Source organism: Streptomyces sp. NPDC043870 (genome assembly GCF_056435785.1).
The window spans coordinates 180,835-206,882 of record NZ_JBWKDT010000004.1 but is presented as its reverse complement, the minus strand read 5'-3'; the positions used below and the strand labels follow the sequence as shown (position 1 = coordinate 206,882).

General features: G+C 72.2%; 14 protein-coding genes and 1 tRNA gene. 5 read left to right on the top strand and 10 right to left on the bottom strand.

The window, feature by feature from the left end:
- Nucleotides 1-3 precede the first annotated feature (3 nt).
- Together AC0699_RS07355 and AC0699_RS07350 are read right to left on the bottom strand one after the other, a co-directional pair.
- On the bottom strand, nt 4-915 hold the full coding sequence (locus AC0699_RS07355) for a transketolase family protein (RefSeq protein WP_478656781.1): 912 nt from the start codon (nt 913-915) through the stop codon (nt 4-6).
- Nucleotides 916-953: 38 nt separating this feature from the next.
- On the bottom strand, nt 954-1,676 hold the full coding sequence (locus AC0699_RS07350; protein ID WP_478656778.1) for a transketolase: 723 nt from the start codon (nt 1,674-1,676) through the stop codon (nt 954-956).
- Between the two features lie 125 nt (nt 1,677-1,801).
- Between AC0699_RS07350 and AC0699_RS07345 the strand changes: the two genes are divergently transcribed.
- Nucleotides 1,802-1,875, top strand: a tRNA-Pro gene (locus AC0699_RS07345).
- A 507-nt stretch (nt 1,876-2,382) separates the two neighbouring features.
- Nucleotides 2,383-4,197, top strand: coding sequence for an ABC transporter ATP-binding protein (locus AC0699_RS07340; protein ID WP_478656776.1), 1,815 nt, complete (start codon nt 2,383-2,385; stop codon nt 4,195-4,197).
- Nucleotides 4,198-4,297: 100 nt separating this feature from the next.
- Here the strand turns inward: AC0699_RS07340 and AC0699_RS07335 are convergent, their stop codons facing one another.
- On the bottom strand, nt 4,298-4,882 hold the full coding sequence (locus AC0699_RS07335; protein WP_478656773.1) for a helix-turn-helix domain-containing protein: 585 nt from the start codon (nt 4,880-4,882) through the stop codon (nt 4,298-4,300).
- Nucleotides 4,883-4,959: 77 nt separating this feature from the next.
- On the opposite strand from AC0699_RS07335, the gene AC0699_RS07330 reads away from it, so the two are divergent.
- Entirely contained in the window at nt 4,960-6,486 is a 1,527-nt protein-coding gene (locus AC0699_RS07330) for an MFS transporter (RefSeq protein ID WP_478656770.1), read from the top strand.
- A gap of 193 nt (nt 6,487-6,679) precedes the next feature.
- The gene (locus AC0699_RS07325) at nt 6,680-8,122 is read left to right on the top strand and encodes a gluconokinase, GntK/IdnK-type (RefSeq protein ID WP_478656767.1); all 1,443 of its coding nucleotides are present in this window, start codon (nt 6,680-6,682) and stop codon (nt 8,120-8,122) included.
- Nucleotides 8,123-8,254: 132 nt separating this feature from the next.
- Here the strand turns inward: AC0699_RS07325 and AC0699_RS07320 are convergent, their stop codons facing one another.
- From AC0699_RS07320 to AC0699_RS07290, 7 genes are all read right to left on the bottom strand, one after another.
- Complete coding sequence (locus tag AC0699_RS07320) at nt 8,255-9,325, bottom strand: class I SAM-dependent methyltransferase (RefSeq protein ID WP_478656764.1); 1,071 nt, start codon at nt 9,323-9,325, stop codon at nt 8,255-8,257.
- The gene (locus tag AC0699_RS07315) at nt 9,322-10,587 is read right to left on the bottom strand and encodes a glycosyltransferase (protein WP_478656761.1); all 1,266 of its coding nucleotides are present in this window, start codon (nt 10,585-10,587) and stop codon (nt 9,322-9,324) included. The genes AC0699_RS07320 and AC0699_RS07315 overlap by 4 nt, the downstream gene beginning before the upstream one ends.
- Nucleotides 10,584-11,528, bottom strand: a complete 945-nt coding sequence (locus AC0699_RS07310; RefSeq protein WP_478656760.1) for an alpha/beta fold hydrolase — start codon at nt 11,526-11,528, stop codon at nt 10,584-10,586. Before AC0699_RS07310 ends, AC0699_RS07315 begins: the two co-directional genes overlap by 4 nt.
- Before the next feature lie 3 nt (nt 11,529-11,531).
- Nucleotides 11,532-11,885, bottom strand: coding sequence for an acyl carrier protein (locus AC0699_RS07305; protein ID WP_478656757.1), 354 nt, complete (start codon nt 11,883-11,885; stop codon nt 11,532-11,534).
- Entirely contained in the window at nt 11,882-16,699 is a 4,818-nt protein-coding gene (locus tag AC0699_RS07300; protein ID WP_478656754.1) for a beta-ketoacyl synthase N-terminal-like domain-containing protein, read from the bottom strand. The genes AC0699_RS07305 and AC0699_RS07300 overlap by 4 nt, the downstream gene beginning before the upstream one ends.
- A 1-nt stretch (nt 16,700) precedes the next feature.
- The gene (locus AC0699_RS07295; protein WP_478656751.1) at nt 16,701-24,071 is read right to left on the bottom strand and encodes an SDR family NAD(P)-dependent oxidoreductase; all 7,371 of its coding nucleotides are present in this window, start codon (nt 24,069-24,071) and stop codon (nt 16,701-16,703) included.
- A 394-nt stretch (nt 24,072-24,465) separates the two neighbouring features.
- Nucleotides 24,466-24,927 carry a MarR family winged helix-turn-helix transcriptional regulator gene (locus AC0699_RS07290; protein WP_478656748.1) on the bottom strand — a complete coding sequence of 154 codons (462 nt, stop codon included), beginning with the start codon at nt 24,925-24,927 and terminating at the stop codon, nt 24,466-24,468.
- Nucleotides 24,928-25,032: 105 nt separating this feature from the next.
- Between AC0699_RS07290 and AC0699_RS07285 the strand changes: the two genes are divergently transcribed.
- The gene (locus AC0699_RS07285) at nt 25,033-25,872 is read left to right on the top strand and encodes an SDR family oxidoreductase (protein WP_478656745.1); all 840 of its coding nucleotides are present in this window, start codon (nt 25,033-25,035) and stop codon (nt 25,870-25,872) included.
- Nucleotides 25,873-26,048 lie beyond the last annotated feature (176 nt).

Genomic DNA, 26,048 nt, shown 5'->3' with positions numbered 1-26,048 from the left:
GGCTCAGCGCCGGCCGACGGGGGCCAGGAACCGTTCGATGCGCGTCCGCAGGCCCGCCGGGTCCAGGCCGTGTGCCGTCAGATGCTCCTCGATCTGTCCGTACCGCCGCAGCTCCTGCCTGGCCACTCCCAGGCCGAGCACCCGGTGCGGGAGATCGGCGAGGGCGTCGTTCGCGGCGGCCGTCGAGGTGCCCGCGAGATACGGCTCGACGATCACCACGTCGGCCGCTCCGCCGCCGGCCGCGCGGCGCACCGTCGCCGCGTCGAAGGGGCGTACGGTCGTCGCGTAGAGCACGGTCACGTCGAGGCCCTCGGTCGCTGCCAGGACGTTGTCCAGCATGGGGCCGACGGCGATCACGGTCCCGCCGCGGCCTTCCCGTACGGTCAGGAAACGGGAGCCGTCGACCGTCCGCGCGCGCTCGTTGGACTGCAGGGACAGGCGGACGTACACCCGGTCGTCCCCCGCGGCAGCGGCATGCCGCAGCAGTGTCTCCGCCTCGTCCGGATGCCCGGGCACATGGACGGTCCAGCCGTCGAGGGTGTCGAGCAGCGCCACATCGCCCGGTGACATATGGGTGAAACCGCCCGCGGGCCAGTCGTACGAGGCCCCTGCGCTCACCAGGACCCCGCCCACGCCTTGGTGCCCGAAGTCCAGTTTGACCTGCTCGAACGGCCGCTCCACCAGGAAGCTGGCGAAGGTGTGCACGATCGGCCGCAGACCGGTCAGCGCCAGCCCTCCGCCGACCCCGATCATCAGCTGCTCCCGGATGCCGACGTTGATCACCCGGTCCGGGTGCTTGCGCTCGGCCTGCTGAAAGCCGTCCCTGCTGATCTCGGCCAGGACCAGGGCGAGCCGCGGGTCCTCGTCCAGCAGGCGCGTCGTGGTCGAGATGAAGCGGTCGCGCATCGTATCCATGATCAATATCCCCCTCTTGCGATGGTTGGCTGTTCTCGTCAGGCGTTCTTGGGCTCGACCCGGGCCACGACGGCCCGCGGCCGGCCCGGGTGCGGTGCGGTGAAGGCCGTGTACAGCGCCTCGTGGTCCCGGCCGTTCACGGTCTCGGCCGACCAGCCCGCGGCCTCGAAGCGCGAGGCGATGCCGCCGGGCCAGCCGTAGGACGCGGACGCGTTGTCGATCACCAGCGTGTGCAGTTGCCCGAGCCCCGCGGGCCCGGCGTATGCGAGGGCCTCGTGATTGCTGCCCTCGTCCAGCTCGGCGTCCCCGATCAGTACCCACACCCGCGGATCGGTGAGCCCCTGCGCCCGCAGCCCCAGCACGGTCCCGACGGCCAGCGGCAGCCCGTGGCCGAGCGACCCGCTGCCGATCTCGGCGCCGGGCACGAGCAACCGGTCGGGGTGGTGCCCGAGCGGCGAGTCGTACGAGCCGAAGCCGGTCAGCAGCTCCTCGTCGAAGAATCCCTTCGCCGCGAGGATGGCGTAGTACGCCATCGGCCCGTGCCCCTTCGAGAGCAGAAACCGGTCCCGGCCGGGCGTGCCGGCCGTCCCCGGCGTCACCTGGAGCACCCGGTCGTAGAGCACCCACAGGGCATCGAGCGTCGAGGTCACGGCGGGCCCGTGCTTCTCGTCGCCCGTCATCAGGCCCATGAGGCGGTGCAGATCCTGGTACCGGTGGTCGCGTGCGGAACCCCGCACATCGGTGAGCGCTGTGTTCGTCATGACACCCACCGTGCAACTTCAACCGCACTTGAGGTCAACAGGCAATCGGTTCGTGACCACCGGGCGAAGTGCGGTATGGTTCTCGTGCGCGTTCGGCCGAGGGAAACCCCAGGTCAGACGGGCATCGGGACGTGGCGCAGCTTGGTAGCGCACTTGACTGGGGGTCAAGGGGTCGCAGGTTCAAATCCTGTCGTCCCGACTCGAAAGAGTCGCAGATCAGAGGTCGTTTCGGAGCAATCCGGAGCGGCCTCTTGATCGTTCTGGGGACCAGTCGGGGACCAGTGCACTTGACTGGGCCGAAGCGCGTCATGACCCGGTCAAGGAGCGTTTCAAGCGGTGGAGACGTGGTCACAGCGTGTCGTAGGGGCCCGCTCGTCCGGGTGACGGGCACCTGACGGTCGACGAGCGCCTCCTCCTCGGGGACCGATCCGGCCGGGGTTGCGTATGCGTACGGCGTGCTGCCAAACCGAGAAAAACGCTTGGACTGCGCGGGTGCCGTCGCGGGACACTGCGATTGCCGGCCTACCGGTACCCCGCGTCGTCGTCGCCTCGAGCCGCGCCGGGGTTCCGGCATCGTGCCCGGCCCGTCGCAGGATGATCTGAGCGAGGGCACTCACTCGAACCGAACCTCCGCACGACCATTGAGGTAACGGCATCTCCTCGGAGAAACACGTGGCGAGCTGCCACACGAGAGCACAGGGTTGGGATGGGATCGACTGAATCGCCCGAAGGTTTACCGAACAGGGGCTCGGTGCTCCTCGCACTTCGTTACTACGGAAGGGAGTTGGCCCGGCTCCGGTGGTTGACGGCGCCGGCCATGCTGCTTCCGGCACTGGGCAACATCGGCATCTACTACATCGCGCCTCTGGTCGTCGCGAAGCTCGTCGGCCGGATCGCCGGGGACGCTCGTACCGGCATCGACTCGATGCTGCCCTATGTCCTCGGCTTCGCCGGCGTCCTGCTGCTCGCGGAGACGCTGTGGCGCATCGGACTGCACTGCCTGAACCGCCTTGACGCCCGCGGCATCGAGCACCTCTACGTGATCGGCATGGATGAGCTGTTCGCCAAGGACGCGGCGTTCTTCCACGACAACTTCGCGGGCTCGCTGACCAAGCGGGTCCTGAGCTTCGCCTCCCGCTTCGAGGAGTTCGTCGACACGCTGACGTTCTCGGTCATGGGCAGCTTCGTTCCGCTGATCTTCGCGTCGGTGGTGCTGTGGCAGTACGAACCGCTGCTTGTGGTTGGGCTCTTGGCGCTGATCACACTGACGGCGCTGTGCCTGACGCCACTGATCCGTCGCCGCCAGGCACTCGTAGCCCAGCGCGAGGCGGCGATCGCCCGGGTGTCGGGCCACGTCGCCGACAGCCTCATGAACATGGACACGGTCCGGGCGTTCGCCGCCGAGGAACGCGAAACGGCCGAGCACCAGTCCCGCGTCGCGGAGTCGCGGCGGCTCATGCTGCGTTCGTGGGACTACGGCAACCTGCGCATCGACACGCTGGTTGCGCCGATCTCCGTGCTGACCAATGTGCTGGGCCTGCTGCTCGCGGTTGCGCTCGGCAGGGGAGAGCACGGCGTGGAGGCGGTCGTCGTCGCGTTCACCTACTACGCCAACGCAACGCGGATCATGTTCGAGTTCAACCAGATCTACCGCCGCCTGGAGCGCTCGATGACGGAGGCCGCGCAGTTCACCGAACTGCTGCTGGAACCGCCGACCGTGCTCGATCCGGCGTCGCCGGAGCCGCTGCGGTCCCAAGCCGCCGACGTGCGTTTCGAGCGGGTGACCTTCGCCCATGCGGGAGCGGAGCCGCTGTTCGAGCGCCTCGACCTGGCCGTGCCCAGCGGGGCGAAGATCGGTCTCGTCGGCCGGTCCGGCGGTGGCAAAACCACGCTCACCCGGCTGCTGCTGCGGATGACGGACGTAGACGCCGGCCGGATTCTGATCGGGGGCCAGGACATCAGCAGGCTGCGTCAGGCCGACCTGCGCAGCCTGCTCGCCTACGTGCCACAGGACCCGGCGATGTTCCACCGTACGCTGCGGGACAACATCGCGTTCGCCCGGCCGGACGCCACCGACGCCGAGATCCGTCGCGCGGCCGAGGCGGCGCACGTCACGGAGTTCGCCGATGGGCTTCCGGACGGGTTCGACACGATGGTGGGCGAGCGCGGTGTCAAGTTGTCCGGCGGACAGCGCCAGCGGGTCGCCCTCGCCAGGGCGATCCTGCGCGACGCGCCGATCCTGCTGCTCGACGAGGCGACCAGCGCCCTGGACTCCGAGAGCGAGATCCTCGTCCAGGAGGCGCTGTGGCGGCTCATGGACGGCCGGACGGCGCTCGTGGTGGCGCACCGACTGAGCACGGTCGCGAACATGGACCAGCTCGTCGTCCTCGACCGCGGACGGATCGTCGAGCAGGGCACGCACCAGGAGTTGCTCGCCTCGGACGGCGCCTACGCGAAGCTGTGGCAGCACCAGTCGGGCGGCTTCCTCGACGACACCCCCGCGCGATCCGACCTGAACTGAACGCGAGCCTGGCGGGGCCGTCGTTCTCTTCGTCGCCCGGTGGCCGTTCCGCTCGGCCCGGCGACGTACTGATCGTCGCCTCTGCCGAGGAATCATGCCGTCATGCGCGGGGCTTCGCGCGGACGTGCATGCGCTCACCCTGCCTTCCGAAGAGGCTGAGGATCTCGACGGGCCGCCCGTCCGCGCTGCTGAACCAGTGGGGCAGCCGGGTGTCGAACTCGGCGGCCTCGCCGGGGCCGAGGATCAGATCGTGCTCGGCGAGGACGAGCCGCAGCCGGCCGTCCAGCACATACAGCCACTCGTAGCCCTCGTGCGTACGGAGATCCGGCTCGGCACCCCGGTCAGAGATGATCATCTTGTACGCCTGGAGGGGGCCCGGGCTCCGGGTCAGGGGTACGAAGGTGCCGCCGCTCGGCAGGGCGCCGGGTGTCAGCCGTACCCGGGGATCTCCTACTTCCGGGGCGCCGACCAGGTCGTCCAGGGGCACGTGGTACGCACCGGCGAGCGGCAGCAGCAGTTCCAGGCTGGGGCGGCGCTGTCCGGACTCCAGCCGGGAAAGGGTGCTCTTGGAGATGCCGGTCGCCTCGGAGAGCGCGGCCAGGGTGAGGCCGCGCTTGGCGCGCAGCCCCCTGAGCCGGGGGCCGACCTCGTCGAGGACCGCTTGGTAGGGCGGTGGTTTGTCCATGCTGGCATTCCACCCCGCTGTCCCGGAATCGGCAACAAGAATTGCCATACGCGCCCGGTGGGTGCACGCTCCGCGGCATGAGCGCACACAACGATTCCGGACACGGACACGGACACGGACGCCACCCGAACCGGGATCGACCGGGAGGTCATGTTGAAGCCATCAGCGCAGGACAAGCTGAGGTAGCAGCCGGAAGTGCGCAGCGGACGCCTTCGGTTCGGTGGGCACTCGCCGGCCTTTCGCTGTCCATGTTGCTGTCGTCGCTCGGCACCAGCATCGCCAATGTCGGCTTGCCGACGTTGGCGCAGGCGTTCACCGCCTCCTTCCAGCAAGTCCAGTGGATCGTCCTCGCCTATCTCCTCGCCATCACCACAGCGATCGTCAGCGTCGGACGGCTCGGTGACATCATCGGCCGCCGGCGGCTGCTCCTGGCCGGAATCTTCCTGTTCACGGCGGCTTCGGTCCTGTGCGGCGTCGCGCCCACGCTCTGGCTGCTGGTTGCCGCCCGGGCGGCGCAGGGTCTCGGAGCGGCCATCATGATGGCCCTCACCATGGCGTTTGTCGGTGAGACGGTTCCGAAGGCAAAGACCGGTAGCGCCATGGGGCTGCTCGGGACGATGTCCGCCATCGGCACCGCTCTCGGTCCATCGCTGGGCGGCGCTCTGATCTCCGGACTCGGTTGGCGGGCAATCTTCCTCGTCAACGCACCGCTGGGAGTCCTGACTTTCCTGCTCGCGCACCGCTACCTGCCCGTCGACCGGCGGGAGCCCGGAACTGACCGGGCCGGCTTCGACCATGTGGGCACGCTGCTGCTTGCTCTGACGCTCGCGGCCTATGCACTGGCCATGACACTCGGGCGCGGCGCTTTCGGTTCGCTCAACGTGGCTCTGCTGCTGGCTGCCGCCTTCGGACTCGGCCTCTTCGTGCGCGCCGAGGCGAAAGCGGTGTCACCCTTGATCAGACCGGCCATGCTCCGGGAACCAGGGCTGAGCGCGAGCCTCGCCACGAGCGCGCTCGTCTCGACGGTGATGATGGCCACGCTGGTGGTCGGGCCGTTCTATCTCTCTCGTGCGCTGGGTCTCGACGAGGCTCTTGCCGGACTCGTCATGTCGGTCGGTCCGCTCGTCGCTGCGCTGACCGGAGTGCCGGCCGGTCGCATCGCGGACCGTTTCGGCGTGCAACGTATGACCGTCATCGGGCTCATCGGGACAGCCGCCGGTTCCTTCATTCTGTCCATGACACCGGCGACGCTCGGTATCGCGGGCTATCTCGCCCCCATCGTGGTCATCACCGCCGGCTATGCGGTGTTCCAGACGGCCAACAACACCGCCGTCATGACAGATGTCCGCCCGGATCGGCGGGGCGTCATTTCCGGCATGCTCAACCTGTCGCGCAATCTCGGGCTCATCACCGGTGCATCCGTCATGGGTGCGGTGTTCGCGCTCGCGTCGGCGACGACCGACATCACAACGGCGCGTCCCGAGGCCGTTGCCACCGGTATGCGGATCACCTTCGCGGTCGCGGCGATTCTGATCGTCGTCGCGCTCGCCATCGCGGTGGGAAGCCGTGCTCTCTCGCGACGCATTTCGAGGGGACGAGTGTAGCCGCGGAGCAGTGCCCCCGCCCTTCGATGTGCGATCAGCATCTGCGTGGCCGAGATTGGTAGTAACCGATCGCCCGCTCGGGCCCCACCGGCACGTCGGCGTCCGGAGCGGGCAGGGGCGGTCTGGAGCAGTCGGGAGCAGCCAGGAGCAGCCAGAATCAGAAGGACGTGACACGCAGATGGAGCACGCTCCGGTGACCGGTACCGATGCGCCACCGCTCGTTGTGCTCCTCATCGGCGTGTCGGGATCCGGAAAGTCCACCGTGGGACGCATGCTCGCAGACCGCGTCGGCTGGGCGTTCCAGGAGGCGGACGACCTCCATTCCCCGGAGAACCGGGCCAAGATGGCGTCCGGCGTACCCCTGACCGACGCGGACCGGCGGCCGTGGCTCCACGCCGTCGCGGCCCGGCTGGACGGGGACATCGCCGCGCGCCGTCCGGCGGTGGTGACGTGCTCCGCTCTCAAACGGGCCTACCGGGACGAGCTGCTCGTCGGCCGGCCCCGCGTGCGCACGGTGTACCTGAAGGGTTCCCGGGAGCTCGTACACTCCCGCATGGCCGCTCGGCACGGGCACTTCTTCCCCGCCGAACTGCTGGACAGCCAGTTCGGCGACCTCGAGGAGCCCACCCCCGACGAACCCGTGTGGGTGGTGGGCGTGGACCGGCCCGTGGAGGCCGTCGTCGCAGCCGTCGTTGATCGGCTGAGCGAGGTCGCCGCGTTCGCGACCGGCGCGCAGTGGGAGCTGTGCCACGGAGAGCACACCGCAGGCATCGCCGAACTGGGAAGCGCACTCCGGCACTACGAGGTGGGCGGCCGGCTCGTGCTGGACGGCTTCGACGCCGACGCTCCGATCACCGGCGGCCGCGGCCAGCTTCTCGTGCCGTGGCCCAACAGGGTGGGAGGCGGCCGCTACACCTGGAACGGCCAGGAACTGCAACTTCCGCTGAACGAGCCGACGAAGAACAACGCCATCCACGGGCTGCTCCGCTGGTCCGCGTGGCAGCTGCTGGAGCGCGCGGACGACCTGGTGCGGACGGGTATCACCCTCTTCCCCCAGCCCGGCTACCCCTTCCACCTGGATGTCTCCGCCGAGTACCGACTGGGGCCCGAGGGACTGGCCGTCACCGTCTCCGCGACGAACCTCGGAGAGACCGTCGCACCGTACGGAGCGGGCCAGCACCCCTATCTCACCGTGGGCACCGACCTCGTGGACGAAGCGGTGCTCGCCGTGCCCGCACGGCACTGGCTGCCCACCGACGAGCAGGGCCTGCCGATGGGCAGCGAACCGGTCAAGGGCACGGCGTACGACTTCCGCAGCCCGCGGCGAATCGGCGCGCAGGCTCTGGACACGGCCTTCGCCGGACTCGACCGGGACTCCTCCGACCGCGTCGTCGTCCGCCTCGCTCATCCCTCCGGACACCACGGCGTCGACGTGTGGCTCGGCGAAGGCGCCGAATACGTGCAGGTCTACACCGGCGACACGCTTCCCGCGGCCGAACGGCGCCGCAGCGTCGCCGTCGAGGCCATGTCCTGCCCGCCGGACGCCTTCCGCAGCGGCACATCCGTCGCCGCGCTTGCCCCGGGCGCCCGGCATGTACTGCGTTGGGGGCTGACGCCCTGGGGGCCCACGACATGAGCCCGCCTGCGGGGCGGGGGACCATGACCCGACCGGACCGGGCCCCGGGCGAAGCGCTGCGACGGATCGAGCCCCGCCCGCCCTTCGCCGGCCCCGGACTCGCCCGGCTCCACGGGCGCCCCGGGGATTCGGTCAGTCCCGTCGCGCCACCAGCCGGTACGCGTTGCACAGCCCCAGCCGGTGTGCGAACGGGGCGAGCGCGTGGTCCAGGAACGCCGCCAGGAGGAGGGCCGGGACGCCCGCGAGGAGGACGGACGTGCGCAGGGCGCGGCGGGGGGTCCCGGGGCGGCTGGGGAGCCAGGGGAGGTCGTCGCGGGGGGCGGCGTTGTCGAGGGCCAGCCAGGTGGCGGCCAGCAGGTCGACCGGTTCGTGGGCCTGGGCGTGCTGTTGGGCGAGGACCGTGAAGCCGAGCCCGGACAGCGCACGGCGCAGATTGCGGACGGGGACGAGATGCAGATGCTGCGGCTGGAGCCAGGGCAGCCACCAGCGGCCGAGGAGCCGGGCGTAGTGGCTGTCCGGGTCCGGTACCTCGACGACCAGGTGCCCGCCGGGGCGAAGCGTCGTGCGGGCCGCTTCCAGTTCCCGCACCGGATCGGTGCTGTGCTCCAGGTAGTGGAACATGCTCACCACGTCGTACGACCCGGTGATCCGTGGCGCCAGTTCGGTGAAACTGCCCCGGTGGCCGCGCTCCACCCGCCCGGCGCGCTCCGCCAGTTCGGCGCCGTCGGACTGGTCGAGCCCGTCGAAGACCACATCCGGGAAGGCCGTCCGCGCCACCTCGCAGAAATGCCCGTGCCCCGTGCCGACGTCGAGCCACCGCTTGGCGTCGTCCAGATACGGCACGACGGACTCGGCACGGCGCCGGTAGGACTTGGTGCGCCCGCTGAACATGCCGCCGAGTTGCTGCTCGCCCAGCCCGTCGTAGAAGTCGCGGTAGTAGAAGGCGAGCCCGCGGCCGCTCAGACGGGGATTCTGGAAGAGGTGCCGGCAGTCGTGGCACCGGTCGATCCGGAATGCTCCCGGCTTGTGCTGGAGCAGGTCCGGGGTGTGGAGACGACCGCCGATCCGGGCCGAGCCGCACCACGGGCAGGTGTGCCGCATCGGCTCGAAGAACGCCTGCGGGCCGTCGGCCAGTTCGGCCGCGTACCCGGGGCGCAGCGCGGCCACCGTCTCGTGACGCGGTTGCTGCGGGCGGGGCTTCATACGTCGTCCTCCTCACGAGCCAGGCGTTCCAGATGGGTCGCGGCCGCGGCGGCTCCGCCCGCCGCGCGGAATCCGGCCCCGATCGCACGGGCCGCGGCCCGGTAACCCGGTGCGCACAGAACGGCGTCGACGGCCGCGCCGATCCGGGGTGCGGTGGCGCGCCCGAAGCGGACCCGGACGCCCGCGCCCCGGTCGGCCACCTGCGCGGCGATGACCGGCTGGTCGTCGCGGATGGGTGCGACGACCAGGGGGACGCCGTGCCACAGTGCCTCGCAGACCGTGTTGTGACCGGCATGGCAGACGACCGCGTCGGCGTGCTCCAGCAGGGCGAGCTGCGGAACGGTGGGAACGGCCAGCAGATCCGTGTCGCTCGTGCCTCCGCCGTGGGCGCCGAGGACCCCCGCGGGGTCGACGACGACGGCCTGCAGCCGGGAGGCGCGTGCCCGCAGCGCCTCGGCGCACTCGGTGAGGAAACGCCCGCCGGCGTCGGTGTTCGCCGTGCCGAGAGTGACCAGCACCGTCGCCCGCCCGGGGTCGAGCCAGTCCCAGGGGAAGCCGGCGGGGGAGGGGCGGGCGGTGAGCGAGGGGCCGACCCAGCGGATGCGGTCACCTCCTCGGGCAGGCCGGCCGGCCAGCTCCTCGGTGGTGAACGCCAGCACCAGATGCGGCGAGAACCGTGGATCGGCGGTGCCGCCCGGATCACCGACCCGGCGTCGCAGATCCCGCAGCAGAGCGTCGTTCCAGGCCGCGACCTTGGGCATGGACGCCAGCACGTCGGTGAATTCGGCGGACGTGGTCGCCGACGTCGCCCACGGCACCCCGAGCCGCTCCGCCACGAGCCCTCCCGCCAGCGCCTGCTGGTCGGCGACCACCGCATCGGGGCGGAAGGCGGCCACCGCGTCCCGTACGCCCTCGGCCATCGCCTCGGCGAGCGGGACCAGGAACCGCTCCCACAGGAAGCGCAGCGCTTCGGGGCCCCGGATGTCCGGCGGCCTGACGGCGTCGGCACCACGCGCTCCGTAGGTCCTGTGCACCCCGGCAGCGATGTCCGGCCCGTCCGCCCCGGTGGCCATGTCCGCCGCGTCCCCCCAGGACGCCGGGCACGGGAAGACCCGAGCCCCGCTCCCGGCGAGTCGGCGTACCAACTCGGGCACACCGGCCCACGCCACCCGGTGGCCCCGGGAGTCCAGTTCGGCGGCCACTCCGACCAGGGGGTTGATGTGCCCGACGAGCGGTGGGACGACGAACAAGTAGGAGCTCACGGGGTGTTCACCTCCACGGATCTTCCGGATCTCTCCGGTCTCTCCGGTCTCCCGGGTGTCTCCGGTCTCCCGGATCTCCCGGATCTCGCGGATGTCTCCGGTCTCGCGGATGTCTCGGCCCTCACCGGTCCGGCCGGCACGGCGGTCTCGTGGCGGCTGCGCAGGATCCAGTCGAGAACGATGTCGCGTACCCGGCCCGGCGCCTCCACCAGCACCGAGTGCTCGTGCCCCGGCAGCAGCACGGTCCGGCACCGCGGCAGCAGCGCCCTGAGACGCGGCGCCTGCTCCGCGAGGTCGGAGTCGCCGCCGTAGAGCGCCAGCACGGGACACTGCAGCGAGCGGATCGCGTCATCGGTCAGGACCTCGCAGGCGGGGATGTCACGGGCGATGGCGGTCTCCCGCACGAGCCTGCCCGCCGCCTTCGCCAGCCGCGCCGTGTGCCGGCCGCGGTGGGTGGCGACCCAGTCGAGGGCGTGCGTCTCGTTCGCCGTCATCTCGTGCCGGACGCGGTCCAGCAACCCGGCCAGCTTGTGCGCCCAGGCAGCGGTGGCCGGTTCGGACTCGATCACCGAGATGCTCGCCACCCGGCCGGGTCTGCGGACGGCGTAACCGAAGGCGACCGTCCCGCCGAAGGAGTTGCCGACCAGATGGACGGGCCCGGGGATCTCCAGCCGGTCGAGCAGCGCGTCGAGGTCGCCGACGAAGGCGTCGAGGGTGTAGCCGGAGGCCGGCCGTTCGCTCCGGCCGTGTCCCCGCTGGTCGTACATCACGACATCGAGCCCTGCCGCGGCGAAGGCGGGCGCGATGGTGAAGTAGTAGCTGGCCAGACTGTCGGTCAGCAGCCCGTGCAGCAGGACGGCGGTGGCCGCCGCGGGCCGCCCGTCGCGCGGACCGAGCCGCTGGACGTGCAGCCGGATGCCACCCGTGTCGACGATCGCCATGACTCAGACCGGTCCCGCCGACGGCTGCCCGGCTCGCGGTTGCGGGCCGCTCCCGAGGCAGTGGGCCACATGCTCGACCAGTCGGCCGACGGTGAGTTCGATGATCTCGTCGAGCTCCATCGAGGCCACGAACTCGGCGAAGTTGACCGTCCGCCCGTACCGTTCCTCGAGTCGCCCGGCCAGGGTGACCAGATCGATGCTCTCGAACTCCAGGTCCCGGCTGAAGCTGGTTTCCATGCCGACCTCGGTGTCGTCGAGTCCGTAGTCCTCGAGCACCAGCTCGATCATGACGGTGATGTCGCCGAGTATCGCGTCCTGGTCCGCCCGTAACGGGCCCGCCGGCTGAGTGGTGGTCACTTTCCGTCCTCCTCGTCAGATTCGTCTCCCGGCCCCGCGGTCCAGGCCACGACGTACTCGCGCGTCGGCAGTCCGCGGGGATTGGCCACCCGCTCGCAGCGCACCCGGTGGCTGCGGACCAGGGCCCCCGAGGCGGTACGCACCTCGACCGTCAGCCGGTCCTGTGCCGCTTCCACGACGGCGAAGTCCTTCGGACGGCCGCCGAATCCGGTGCCTTCGGCCTTGGCCGCGGCCTCCTTGGCCGCCCAGAAGCGGGTGAACCACAGTGCCCCCGACTCGCCGGTGGCGCCGCGGCAGGACGCCAGCAGGCCGCGTTCGCCGGGGCCGAGGGCGCTCTCCACGGTGGCGACGGCCGGCTCCGAGATCTCCTCGATGTCGATTCCGGGGCCCGGTCGTCCGCTGCCCTCCGGGCCGGGCGGCCGGGTCCGTACGATCGCCACGGCCGCCTCGGCGCGGTGGGCCAGCGACACCGCGAGCGGCGGGAGGGTCCGGCCGTGCACACCGGTGACGTACGGGCGGCCGTGTTCGTCGTTGCCCACCCTCAGTTCCGCCGGAAAGACCGGCCCCTCGCCCCGCCTCCAGAGCCACTGGCGGACGGCGTCCTTCGCCGCGATCCGGCCCAGGAGCCACTGCCGGCGGCCGCGCGGCGCGAGCCGTTCGTACGCGGCGCGTTCGGCGCCGCCCAGCATGTTGCGCATGATGAGGTCGCGTGAGGCGAGGTCGGGCCAGCGCTCATGGACCAGCGACCAGCCGCCGGGCCGGGCGGCGGACAGGGTGTTGCGTTCGGGAAACCGCTCGACCGGCCGTGTCTGCGGATCGTTGTCGAAGCGGCGGTCCTGCCAGCCCGTCAGCTGAGCCCACACTCCGCCTCCGGACGTCAGCCAGGCGTCGGCTTCGAGCAGGGTGTCGCTCAGGGACGAGATACGGATCAGACACTCCAGCGGTGTGCCGGGCCGCGGCGGCGGACCGAAGAACCGCATGTGCCGCATCCGAACCGGGAACACCACCGTCCGCTCCGTGCACGTCGCCATGATCCAGTAGCCGAGGACCTGGCCGACGTTGTCCAGCAGTGCGCCGGGCGCGGGCGGTGTCGTGAGGACCGCGCGGACATGGGAGTCGCCGATGCCCGTCAGTGAGGTGACGCCCTGGTACGCCGCTCCATGGAACATCCAGCGCTCGTCGTACAACTGGGCCGCCGTATGGCGGGGAATCCGCTCCGCCGGGAACGCCTCAGGGGCGGGGGCGCGGGGCGGTGCCGGGTACCGGTCGGCGAGTTCGACGACCGCGCGGGCCTCGGGGCCGAACGAGACGGCGACGCGACCAGGCCCGTCGGGGACCGCGGTGACCGTGACCTCCACCGGCTCGGCGGCGGTCAGCCACCGGTCGAAGCGCGCGTCGTGCACCGCGACCGCCCGCATGCCGGGCGCGTGCCGCTCGGCCTCCTCCATGAGGTGGTGGACGATCGTGGTGGCCGGGACGACCGGCCATCGGTCCGCGACATCGGGCCAGCCCCGCCGCTGCCGGAAGAAGCAGTGGTCCAGCAGGTACGGCATGGTGTCCAGGCCGATCCGGACAGTGGAGCGCCAGGGGGCGGCAGCGGGGCCGGGAGCCGGTGGGGCCGGTGCGGGGGCCGTGTTCCGTGGCGGCGCGGACGGCGGGAGCGCCCTCGTGTGCCGGCGGCGGGGCAGGACCGGCCGGTCCGCCGCGGCGATCAGCTCCGCGGCGGTCGTGGCGGTGTCCCGCATCAGCGCGGTCAGCTCAGCCATGACCGGGAAACGGTCCGGCGGTGCGTCAGGACCCGTCCGGCCCCCGGCGGCGGGTCCGGGGACCGGAGCGGGAGCGGAGGCGGGTACGGAAGACGTGAGGGAAGCGCCGGAACGGAGCGTGGCCGCTGGACGCAACTCGGCGAGGACGCCCGGGTCGAGCGAGATCAGCGCACCGCTCAGATCGAGTCGCACCGGCGGCCGCGCAACGGTGTTCCCAGGGGACCGCGTTCCTGTTCCTGTTCCTGTTCCTGTTCCCGTACCCGTACCCGCCGTCGGACGGTCGAGCCGGTCGGGCGCCACCGTCGCGCCCTCGGTCCACAACGCCACCGCCACTCTCCGCAACTGCGCCAGGCCGGCGCGGTGCGGTGAGTTGGCCGCCACCACCAGATGGTCGCGGCCCGCGAGCGTGTCCCCGATCAACGAGCCGAGCTGACCGGTGCCCACCTGCACGAACGCGCGGAAACCGGCCTCGTACAGCGCCCGGGTCAACTGCCGGAAGCGCACCGGCTCCAGCAGGTGGCGGACGAACAGCGCCCGTACCGCGGCCTCCTCGGCGGGGAAGGGCGACGCCGTGGTCCCCGACCAGACCGGCACGGTGGGCGGATGCAACGCGAACCGTTCGGCCGCCGCCTTGAACGGCCCCAGGTGGGGCTCCAGCATCGGCGTGTGGAAGCCCGACCGGAACGGCAGCACCCGGCAGAGCACACCCTGGGCCCGGAAAGCACGCACGAACGCCTCGACCGCGTCCGGTGGCCCGCACACCATCGACTGGTTGGGCGCATTGTCGTGGGAGAGCGTCACCGACCGGTCGGCGGCGGTCGCCAGAGCGGCCAGGACCCGTTCCGCGGACGCCCCCACGGCCGCGAAGGCCAGGTCCGGGACGCTCACCGCGTCCGGGTCGAGCGAGGCCATGAACTCGTCGACGGCCCGCTCCGCGTACAGCCCCGCCGCCGCCATGGCCGTCCACTCGCCGACACTGTGTCCCGCCACCGCGTCCGGTACGACGCCCATCCGGCGCAGCGCGGTGTCGAGGAGCCTGCCCACGGCGACGACTCCGAGTCCGTGTCTGGCGATGTCGCCGACCGCGACCGGTCCGTCGGCACCGAAGGAGGCCGCCCCGGCCAGTCCGAAGTGCTCCGCGATGTCGTCGACCTGCGGTACGAAGTCGCCTTCGAGACCGGGAAAGACGAAGGCGACACGCCCCGGCCGCGCGCCCCCGAGCAGTGGCTCGGGCGCGAACCAGACGTCGTTGCGTCCGCGCCAGGCACGGCCCTTCGCGATGACCCGACGGGCGAGCGCGAGCCGTTTGGCGGTCGGGCCGACGAGCCCGAGGCGGCTGCGGCCCACGGGGCGCGATTCCGCGCCGGGACCGGCTGCGGCGCGTACGGCCGGGTCGTCGGCGTCCAGCAGGCCGGCCAGCCGCTCCGGGGTGTCGGCGGAGAGCAGCAGCACCCGTTCCGGCTCGGTCACCGAGGCGGCCGGGGCCGCCGGAGCCCGGGTCGTGCCGGTGAGCGCGGGTGTGGGTGTGGGTGTGCGTCTGGGCGTGGGTCTGGGCGTGGGCGTGGGTGGGGCGTATGCGGTGGCACCCGGCGCCTGTTCGAGGACCACATGGGCATTGATCCCGCCGAAACCGAAGGCGTTCACCGCGGCCCGGCGTACGGGGCGGCCGGGACCGGTCTCCCACGGCGCCGCCGTCGCGAGCGGGCGGAACCGGGTGCCCGCCAGAGCGGGATGCGGCTCCTCGCAGTGCAGCGTGGGCAACAGCGTCCCGTGGTGCACGGCGAGCGCGGCCTTGACCAGTCCCGCCACTCCGGCGGCGGGCATGGCATGGCCGATCATCGACTTCACCGAACCGATCACCGGCCGGTCTCCGCCGCGCAGGAAGGTGCCCTCGCCCGGGCCGAACACGTCCCTCAGCGTGGCGAGTTCCGCGGCGTCCCCGGCCGGAGTGGCCGTGCCGTGGGCCTCCAGCAGACCGACCGACCCCCGCTCGGCGGGGTCCAGCCCGGCGGCCCGCCACGCCTGTCGCACGGCACGGATCTGGCCGCCGGGGTCGGGGCTGACCAATCCCGCCGCGCGGCCGTCGCTGCTCACCGCCGTGCCCCGGATCACCGCGTAGACCCGGTCGTCGTCCCGTTCGGCGTCGGCGAGCCGCTTCAGGACCACCACACCGGTGCCCTCGCCGATCAGGATGCCGTCGGCCCCCCGGTGGAACGGACGGCTGCGCTCACTGGGGGAGAGGGCACGAAGCTGGGAGAACACGCTCCAGAGCGTGATGTCGTGGCAGTGGTGCACGCCCCCGGCCAGCATCAGGTCGCAGCGGCCGGCCGCGAGTTCACCGACGGCCTGGTCCACGGCGACCAGCGAGGACGCGCACGCGGCGTCCACGGTGTACGCGGGCCCGCGCAGATCGAGCCGGTTGGCCACCCGGGAGGCGGCGAGATTGGGGACGAGACCGATCGCCGACTCCGGCAGATCGGGCCCGAGCCGTTCCGTGAACGCCTGGCGCACCCGGGCGAGTTGCGCCGGACCCAGCTCGGGCATCAGCTCCCCGAGCGTGTGCACGAGCTGGCCCGCCGTGCGCACCCGCTGGTCCAGCCGGACCAGCCCGGGAGTCAGATAGCCGCCCCGGCCCAGCACCACACCGATCCGCTCACGGTCGGGCAGCCGGTGCTCGCCGCCCGCGTCGGCGAGTGCGGACGCCGCCACATGCAGAGCGATCAACTGGTCCGGTTCGGTCCCCGGCACCGAGCTGGGCATGATGCCGAACCGCGTCACCTCCACGTCCGCCAGCGCGTCCACGAAGCCGCCGCGCCGGCAGTAGACACGGTCAGGTGCGGGCGGCCCGGTCACCGGTCCGGGATCGTAGTACGCGGAGTCCCAGCGCGTGTCGGGTACGTCGCTGATCGCGTCGACACCGTGCACGAGGTTGTGCCAGTACGCGGCCAGGTCCGGTGCGCCGGGCAGCAGCACGGCCATGCCGACGATGGCGACCGGTGTGGACCGCTGCTCCCGGCCCCTGTCGGCGGCCGTACCCCCGCGCGTCATCTCACCACCCCGACGCGGTGTGGACGACGGCACGGGCCGAAGCATCCCCCCAGGCCAGCTCCCGGAGCAGGGCGAGCGGGCCCTCCTCCGGGTCGATCAGCGTGATCCCGCGGCGCGCGTACTCGCGGGCGAGTTCAGGACCGATCATTCCGGAGTGGACGCCGGCAGGCGCCCAGGGGCCCCAGTGGACGGTGAGCGCCCGGCGTCCGGTGCGCAGCCCCCAGCGTTCGCCGAGGGTTTCCAGGGCGTCGTTGGCGGCGGCGTAATCGGCCTGTCCACGGTTGCCGAGCACGGCCGAGACGCTGCCGAACAGCACCACGAACGAGGGGCCGTCGGGCAGTTCCTCCAGCGCGGTCAGCACGGATTCGGCACCGGAGACCTTGGTGCCGTACACGCGCCGGAAGGACTCCGCGGACTTCTGCTCGATCAGCCGGTCCTCGATGACACCCGCCGCATGGACCACACCGTCCAGCCGGCCGTGCTCGGCGTGGATCTCCTTGACCGCCTGAAGCACCGCGGCGGGCTCGCGGCAGTCGGCGCTGCGGTAGCACACGCGGCTGCCGGCGGCTTCGAGCGCGGCCATGGTGGCGGCGATCTCGCGCTGGGAGAGGATCAGTTCGGCGGCCCGGTCGATCTCGGCGGGGGAGCCGTACTGTCCGCGGGACGCGAGCAGCGTACGCAGGGCCGCCTTGTCCCCGGCCGCCGCTGTTGCCGGGTCCTCGGGCCCGCCGGGGGCCGGAGTTCTGCCCAGCAGTTCGATGCGGCAGCGGGAAGCCGTGGCGAGGGCGACGGCGAACGTCGCGGTGATGCCACGGGCGCCGCCGACCAGCAGCACGACGGAGTCCCGGTCGAGGCCGACGGCTGCTGCCTCGGCGGCTCCGTCACCGGCGGGGCCGGCCCCGGTGGTGCCCAGTGGACCGAGCGGTACCTCGGTCAGTTCCAGACCGGACCGCCCGCCTGCGCTGCGCAGGACGACCGGCACGTCGCCGGGCGCGATCAGTTCCGCGAGCAGTGCGTCGGCGACCAGGGCCGGGGTGCGGAGCCCTGCGGCCCCGTCCGTGTCCAGGTCGACCACAGAGGCCGCGATCTCCGGGTGCTCGCGGGCGATCGTGCGGAAGAGTCCGGGCAGCCCGGCCGTCCGCACGTCCGCCCGGCCGCCCTCGGCGTACCGGACGGCCAGCAGCCGCCCGGGGCGGCACTGCAGCGCGGCCTGGACGACCGGGAAGGCGGCGGGCAGCACCGGTGGTCCGGCCGTCGCCAGGGAGTCGAGGAGCAGTACGCCGTCCAGCGGCCCGTCCTCCGCCGTGAGCAGGTGCTCCGGGCCGAAGAAGACGGCGGTGGCGCCGTGCGTGCCGAGCCTTGCCGCGAGCGCCTCGGCCGCACCGGCCAGTTCGCCGTCGCCGTCGCCGAGCAGTGCGAATCGTCGCCCGGTGAGGGCTCCGGCGGGCGCATCGGACACGGGAGCGTCCGGCAGGGGCACAGGCCGGAGCAGGAAGCGTTTGGGCGCCGCGATCGGCACAGCCGGTGGCCCGGCGGTACCGACGGCTCCGGGGATCCCCGGGGTGGCCGGCCGGGGCAGCGTTTCGGAGGACGCAGGGGTGTTCGCCGTCGCCGGTGGCTCGTCGGCACCGGTCTGGGTGGCGGCCGGCTCGGGGAGCACGCCGGACGGCGGTGACGCGTCGCCACCGGTCTCGGCGGCGGCCGGCTCGGGGAGCATGCCGGACGGCGGTGACGCGGACGGCGGCCCCGCGGGCGGCGGTTCGGCGGTCGCGAGGGCCGCGAGCCGGCCGGCCAGCGCGGCCGCGGTCCTTGCCTTCGCCAGCTCCTCCGCCTCGGCGTCGTCCAGTACCGTCACGCCCGCGCCGGTGTTCGCTCCCAGTCTTCGGGCCAGCTCTCCGACGATCTCGGCCCGCTTGATGGAGTCGATGCTCAGATCCGCTTCCAGATCGAGACCGGGTTCGACCATGTCCGCCGGATAGCCCGTTCGTTCGCTGATGATCTCCACCACCATGCGCAGGACGTCCTGTTCGGACAGCGACTGCGTGGACAGCGACTGCGTGGACGGCGAGTGCGTGGACGGCGAGTGCGTGGATGGTGCCTGCGTGGACGGCGTCATGTCCGCGGATACCGAGGACCACGGTTCGGGCTCGGCCACGGATAACGAGTCTGCAGCCGGTAAGGCGGGCGCCCACGACCGCTCCGCCAGCGGCCCCGGCGCCGGCCGGCCGACGCCCTCCCCGGGCTGCCCGGGCTGCCCGGGCGCCTGACCGCCGAAGTAGGTGAGGAGGACATCGCGCTGCGCCGCCACCATCTCCCGGCTGGTACGCAGGAATTCGGCGATCAGCGCGTCCTGCCGGGCCACGGCCGCCCCGTCGGCGGCCCCCTCGGTGTGGTTCGTCGTCACAGTCGTCTCCACGACACGTCGGGCCGGTGCCAGCGCACCGGGCAGAAGATCGCCGGACGCGGTGCGGACCAGATGCCCGTCGACCGTCCAGCCGGGCTGCCGCTGCGCGGGGGCGCGGCTCGCGTCCACCACGTCGCGTCCCCGGAACATCCAGCCGGTACGTACCGGAAGTCCCGCGACCGCCAGTTGGGCGAGCGCCCCGAGCAGCCCGGGCAGGCCGCTGTCCGGCCGCGGCTCACAGGCGACGACGCGGTGCGGGCGGTCCCCGAGGATGTCGGCGACCAGACGGGTCAGCACCCGGCCGGGACCGGCTTCGACGAAGACCCGGGCCCCGGCCTCGTACATCGCCTCGATCTGGTCCGCGAACCGGACGGGGGCGCCGATCTGGGCGGCCAGTTCCGCACGGATCGCCTCGGGCCCGTCGTCGTACGCGAGCGCCGTGCGGTTCGACCACACCGGGAACTCCGTGGCCCTTACCGGACGTTCCGCGAGGGCTCGTGCGAACTGCTCGCCCGCTCCGGCCACGACCGGGCTGTGGAAGGCGCAGGCGACCGGCAGGCGTTTGGCGCCGTGGCCCGCCTCGCGCAGCAGGTGAACCGCCGCGTCCACGGCCGCCGAGGGACCGGAGATCACCGTCTGCCGTGGCGCGTTGTGGTTGGCGACCACGAGCCCGCGGACGGGGCCCGGGTCCGCGGTGCTCAGCGCTCGCTCGACATCCGCGGCTGACGCCCCCACCGCCGCCATGGCTCCCGGATCGTCCCCGGCGGCGGCGAGGATCGCGCAGGCCCGCTCCGCACTCAGCTCCAGCAGGGTCTCCGGGTCGATCGCACCGGCGGCGCACAGGGCCACCAGCTCTCCGTAGCTGTGGCCCGCCGCCATGTCCGGTACCACCCCGGCCCGGGTGAGCAGGGTGTGGGCGGCGAGATCCACGATCCCGAGAGCGGGCTGGGCGACCCTGGTGTCCGTGATGGCGGTACGCCGGCGCTCGCGCGCGCCGTCGTCGAAGGAGGCCGGCGGATACAGCGCCGCGGCGGTGTCGCCGCCGAGCGCCAGCAGATGATGCAGCTCCGGGAAGGCCGTGAAGACGTCCGCGAACATGCCGGGCCGCTGGCTTCCCTGGCCCGGGAAGAGAAAGGCGACCTTCCCCCGCGCCCCGGTACCCCGCGCCCCGTTCCCCGGATCCGCGGTGTTCGTACTGTCCGCGGTGTTCGTGCTGTCCGCGGCGTTCACGGTGTCCGCGACGTGGATGCCGGCTGCCGGATCGTGTTCACCGGCCAGGACCCGCCGCAACTGCGCGCACAGCCCGTCGGGATCGGCGGCGACGACGGCGGCCCGGACGGGACCGGTCCCCGTGTCGCTGCGGCGGGAGGCGGCCGCGGCCAGATCGCGCAGCCGCCACCGCCGGGCGCCGTTCACCTCGGCCGAGGCGAGGTCCAGCAGCTCCCGAACGGCCCGGTGCGCGGTCGCGGTGTCCGTCCCGCGGAAGATGAACAGCTCGGCCGGCCAGGCGTCCCGGCCATGGACCGGCGGCGCCGCGCCGCCGTGGCCGCTCAGCACCACATGGAAATTGGTGCCGCCGAAACCGAACGCGCTCAGCCCCGCGATCCGCCGCTCCGGCGGCGTCGCCCAGGGCAGGGCCTCACGGTGGAAGGCGAACGGGCTGCGCTCCTCCTGCCAGGCGGGGTTGGGCCGTTCCAGATGCAGGGTCGGCGGTCTGACCCCGGTGTGCAGGGCCATCGCGGTCTTGATCAGTCCGGCCAGTCCGGCCGCGCACTTGGTGTGCCCGATCTGCGACTTGACCGACCCCAGCACACAGCTGCCCGGGCGCGCTCCCGCCTCCTCGAACACCTCGGTGAGGACGGTCAGCTCGGTCCGGTCGCCGACGACGGTGCCGGTTCCGTGCGCCTCGACCAGACCGACCTCGGCCGGTGACGTACCGGCGTTGCGGTACGCCCGTGACAGCGCCGCCCGCTGGCCCTCGGGCCGGGGAGCCGTCAGACCGAGCGAGCGCCCGTCGCTCGAGCTGCCGACGCCCTTGACCACTCCGTAGATGCGGTCGCCGTCGCGCTCCGCGTCGGCCAGCCGCTTGAGGACCACGCAGGCCACCCCCTCGCCCAGGGCGATTCCGTCGGCCGAGCTGTCGAAGGCCCGGGAGCGACCGGTGGGGGAGAGGGCGTGCACCGACGTGAACAGCAGGTAGTCGTTGATGCCGTTGTGCAGATCCGCGCCCCCGCACAGGACGAGGTCGCTGGTGCCGGTGACGAGGTCCTTGCAGGCGACGTCCAGCGCCGCGAGCGAGGAGGCGCAGGCCGCGTCGACGGTGAAGTTGGGCCCGCCGAGATCGAGCCGGTTCGCGATCCGGCCGGAGATGACATTGGCGAGCATTCCGGGGAACGAGTCCTCGGTCAGCTGCGGAAGCTGCCGCTCCAGTCCCTCCGGCACCGTGCCGTAGTACGAGGGCAGGACGGCCCGCAGCGTGGCCGCGTTGGAGAGGTCGCTGCCCGGTTCCGCGCCGAACACCACACCCGTGCGGGAGCGGTCGAAGGCCCGGCCGTCCTCGCCGTACCCCGCGTCCTCAAGTGCCTGCCGGGCGGCTTCCAGAGCCAGCAGCTGTACGGGCTCGATGCTGCCGAGCGAGGCCGGTGGTATGCCGTAGCGCAGCGGGTCGAACGGGACCGGGGGCAGGAATCCGCCCCACTTGGACGTGACCGCACCAGCCTGTCCCGCACCAGCCTGTCCCGCACCAGCCTGTCCCGCACCAGCCTGTCCCGCACCAGGCTGCTCCGCACGACCCGGCTCGGCCGCGTAGTGCACGGCCGGGTCCCACCGCTCCGGGGGAACCTCGCCGACCGCGTCGGTGCCGTCGAGGACGTTCGCCCAGAACGTGGCGAGGTCCGGGGCCTCGGGGAACATGCAGGCCATTCCGACCACGGCCACATCAAGCGGCGGGGGCGGCTCCGGCAGCTCGGGGTGCCGGCCGGTTGCGCTGCCGGTGCCGAGGCGCTCGCGCAACTCCGCGGTGCGCTTGGTGAGGAACCGTGCGGCGGCAGGGACCACCGAGGTGTGCAGTGCCGCGACGGAGGTGACCGCCGAGCGGAGCACGGCGACCTCCCCGGCCATGAACATGCCGTCCGCCAGCTGGCGTTCCTCGTCCACGGAGACCAGGCCGCCGTCGCCGTCCCGCTCGACACCCTTGGCCGCGATCCGCAGCCTGCCGACGTTGAGCCGCTCCAGCCGCTCCCAGATCTGCCGGTCGCCGAGGCCCTCCGCCCGCAGCCGGGCCTCCACCGTGCCGTAGCCGTCGCTGAACGGGCTGGGCACGCAGCGGGTGGCGTGGCCCGGCGCCGTCTCCAGCAGCGTGGTGCGCTCCGCGGCCAGTACGCGGCGCTGGAAGAGTGGCTGCACGGCGCCGCGCCCCACCGCCTCTTCGGTGAACAGATAGGCCGTGCCCATGAGGACGCCTACGGCGCAGCCGCGTGCGGTCAGCGGCGCGGCGAGTGCCGCGGCCATCGCCGAGGACCGCTCGTCGTGGATCCCGCCGGCGAGGAACACCTCGATCTGCTCGGCGGCGGCCGGCCCCTCGGAACCGTCCGCGCCGTGCCGCGCTCCGTCGAGGAAGTCCTGGAGCACGCCGAGCTGCGCCTCCCACAGCGGGAAGCTGTTGCGCGGCCCGACATGGCCGCCGCACTCCGCGCCCTCGAAGACGAACCGCCGCGCGCCGGCGTCGAGGAACTGCCGCAGGAGGCCGGGGGAGGGCACGTGCAGAAACGTCTTGATCCCGGCGTCTTCGAGCACCCGCGCCTGCGAGGGGCGGCCGCCGGCGATGATCGCATGCGTGGGGCGGCACGCCCGTACGGCCTCCAGCTGTGCGTTTCTCGTCTCCTCCGGTGCGAAGCCCAGTACGCCGACACCCCACGGCCTGCCGGCCAGGACTTCGCGGGCCTCGTCCAGCATCGCCCGTGCCCGCTTACCGTCGGCGAGTGCGAGTGCGATGAACGGCAGGGCTCCGTCATCGGCGACGGCGGCGGCGAAGTCCGCGCGGTCGCTGACGCGGGTCATGGGCCCCTGGGCCACGGGGAGCCGGGTGCCGAGCGCCCGGCTCATCGGGGCTCCGGACCGCAGGGCCCGTAAGGCGGCGTTCTCCTGGACGGTGTCCTGTACGGCGGCGACGACCGCGCGGACGGCGCGGCCGGTGTCGCCCCAGCGCTCGGCGAAGCGGGCCGCGAGGAAGCCGTCCTGGCCGACGGGGAGAGCGGCTTCGGGGTCGCTGCCGGCGGGTGGGGCGGCCTTGCCGCGCCGGCGCAGGGCCCGGTGGCCGTCGATCACGGTGGTCTCCGAGCCGTCCATGGTGCGCAGCGAGGCGGCCACCGGCTCGGCCACCCCCGACTCGGCCAGCAGCGCCAGCTGACTGTCCAGCACCACCCCGGCCGCCCCGCCGACCACGGCGGCGGCCGCGGTTCCCGGTGCGATGCCTCCGCAGGCCCACACCGGAATGCCGGCCAACTCCCCTGCGGCCAGGAGCTGTTGGAGCAGTACGAAGGTGCTCAGCTCCCCGACCGGCCCGCCGCACTCGCTGCCGCGGGCGATCAGCCCGTCCGCCCCGGCGCGGGCGGCCTCGCGGGCCTCGTCCAGGCCGGTGACCTCGACGAGCACCCGGGCCCGGCCGGAGACATCGCCGATCCGCCAGGGCGCGTGGCGGGCGAGCACCACGGTGTGGGGCCCGGCCTTCGGGCCCGTGCCGAGATCGCCGGGATCGAGGCGGCAGTGTGGGCCGACCCGCACGCCGTACGGGCCCGGGGCCCATCGGCGCAGCGACGCCAGTGCGTCTCTCGTGTTTCGGTCCCCGGTCCCCAGGTCGAGCACTCCGAGTCCGCCGGCGCGGGTGACCGCGGCGGCGAGCCTGGCGTCCGGCTCACCGAAGGGGGTTATTCCGATGACCAGGTCCATGACGTGCTCTGCCGACGTCATAATTCTCCGAAAATGCGTTGGCGTTGCCCGGAGGTTAAGTTTCGGTCAATCAGAGGGCGCAGGAAGTGCAGGGTCGAGCAATGCCCGGAGAAGCAATTCGGGCCATCGATGAAGCAGCCTGAAGCTAGCGCCAAAGTTACTCATCGGTCAATGCTGCGACGATTTCATCGCCCCATGGGAACCCGCGGTGAGGCGGAATGTGAACACGACGGAAACGGGCGGCGAGTGGGGAACTCGCGGCCCGCGTCTGCCGTGGAAATATGTAATGGAACCGGTGGGGGGAATTCGGCGACGCAGCCCAGTATCTTTACGTGTTCACGCAAAGGTGTCAAGATCGAAGCCAAGATTTTCTGATAGGCAGTCAGATGCCTGTCGCCGATCCAGCGGACAGGCCCTAGCCTTCCTTGCCGGCCTTGAGCTTCAGCCACACCGCGCTGAGTGCTTCGAGATCCTTCTGGTCCAGGAGGTCGGTGAAGACGGGTGCGAGGCACTCGCGGCGCGTGGCATCGGCCTCGGCGAACAGCCGGCGGCCCTCCGGTGTGAGCGCGATCTCGACGGAGCGCGCGTCGCGGGCGGACGGGGTGCGGGTGACCAGGCCCCGGTTCTGGAGCGCGTCGACGACGCGGGAGACCTGGCTGCGGCTGAGCATCGTGCTGTTGCCGAGGACGGAAGCGGGGACCGGTTCCGGGCTGGAGTCGAGCCAGAGCATGACCTCGAACCAGGAGACCGGCAGGTCGTGGGCTTTGGTGAGGGCGCGGTCGACGCGCTCCGTGAGTACGGTTCCGGCCCAGACCACACCATAGAAGGCATGGTCGGCGACCGACATCTCCGCCTGGGTGAGCTTCCTCTTCGTCATGGTCCGAGCTTACCGGTTGCGTGTGTGCGCACGTAATGGTTATGGTGTGTGTACACGCACTGAAGCGCTGGACCGCTCGGTGTTCTCTGAACGAAAGGCCGCACCATGTCTTCCAAGGTTGTTCTGATCACGGGTACCTCCTCCGGCATCGGCCTCGCCGCCGCCGTCGCAGCGGCGCAGGCCGGCTGGCGGACCGTGGCGACCCTGCGGGACCCCCGCCGCGCCGACGCACTGCGCAAGGCCGCCGCGGACGCCGGCGTCGAGCTCGACATCCGGCAGCTCGACGTCACCGACGAGGCTTCGGTCGCCGCCGCGATCGACGGAGTGATCGCCGACCACGGCCGCCTCGACGCCGTGATCAACAACGCCGGTGCCGGGCACGTGGGCACGCTGGAGAACGAGACCGTGGACGACGTCCGCCAGGTCATGGAGGTCAACTTCTTCGGCGTGCTCCATGTCTCCAAGGCCGCCCTGCCTCATCTGCGTGCTTCCGGCGGCCGTCTGATCACCGTCACCAGCGTCGGCGGTGTCGTCGGACAGCCCTTCAACGAGGCCTACTGCGCGGCGAAGTTCGCCGTCGAGGGCTACATGGAGAGCCTGGCGCCGGTCCTGGCCAAGCTCGGGGTGTCTGTCTCCGTCGTCGAGCCGGGCGCCGTGGCCACCGAGTTCGTCAACAACATCGGCGTAGACCTGGAGGCCGAGGTCGCCGCCGCCGGTCCGTACGCCGAGGCGCTGAGCAACTACCTCAATCGCACCGTCTCGCAGTTCCTCAACAGTGCCCAGACCCCGGCCGAGGCAGCCGAGGCCGTGCTGGAGGCGCTCACCGCGGACCGCCCGGCGTTCCGCATCCAGACGTCCGAGTGGGCCCGTGGCTTCACCGGCACCAAGCTGGCCGACCTGGACGGTTCGGCGGTGCTCGGCCTCACCGGCGCCTGGGTCGGCTAGGGCGTGTTGCGAAAGTCCCGCCTGGCCCGCGACGCCTGGCAGCACCCTCGCTGCGTTGTCGGACTCATCCAAGTACGTCCAGTACGAGGACGAGCCTCCGCCTTGCGATCGCACGCACCAGACGCCGCGGGCCCCGCCCTCCGGGCGGACGGCGCTACTTTCGCAACACGCCCTAG

What these genes read in the sequence shown, in the direction of transcription:
- AC0699_RS07355 (WP_478656781.1), bottom strand. Translation starts at nt 915, where the DNA reads ATGGATACGATGCGCGACCGCTTCATCTCGACCACGACGCGCCTGCTG.
- AC0699_RS07350 (WP_478656778.1), bottom strand. Translation starts at nt 1,676, where the DNA reads ATGACGAACACAGCGCTCACCGATGTGCGGGGTTCCGCACGCGACCAC.
- AC0699_RS07340 (WP_478656776.1), top strand. Translation starts at nt 2,383, where the DNA reads ATGGGATCGACTGAATCGCCCGAAGGTTTACCGAACAGGGGCTCGGTG.
- AC0699_RS07335 (WP_478656773.1), bottom strand. Translation starts at nt 4,882, where the DNA reads ATGGACAAACCACCGCCCTACCAAGCGGTCCTCGACGAGGTCGGCCCC.
- AC0699_RS07330 (WP_478656770.1), top strand. Translation starts at nt 4,960, where the DNA reads ATGAGCGCACACAACGATTCCGGACACGGACACGGACACGGACGCCAC.
- AC0699_RS07320 (WP_478656764.1), bottom strand. Translation starts at nt 9,325, where the DNA reads ATGAAGCCCCGCCCGCAGCAACCGCGTCACGAGACGGTGGCCGCGCTG.
- AC0699_RS07310 (WP_478656760.1), bottom strand. Translation starts at nt 11,528, where the DNA reads ATGGCGATCGTCGACACGGGTGGCATCCGGCTGCACGTCCAGCGGCTC.
- AC0699_RS07300 (WP_478656754.1), bottom strand. Translation starts at nt 16,699, where the DNA reads ATGACGCGCGGGGGTACGGCCGCCGACAGGGGCCGGGAGCAGCGGTCC.
- AC0699_RS07295 (WP_478656751.1), bottom strand. Translation starts at nt 24,071, where the DNA reads ATGACGTCGGCAGAGCACGTCATGGACCTGGTCATCGGAATAACCCCC.
- AC0699_RS07290 (WP_478656748.1), bottom strand. Translation starts at nt 24,927, where the DNA reads ATGACGAAGAGGAAGCTCACCCAGGCGGAGATGTCGGTCGCCGACCAT.
- AC0699_RS07285 (WP_478656745.1), top strand. Translation starts at nt 25,033, where the DNA reads ATGTCTTCCAAGGTTGTTCTGATCACGGGTACCTCCTCCGGCATCGGC.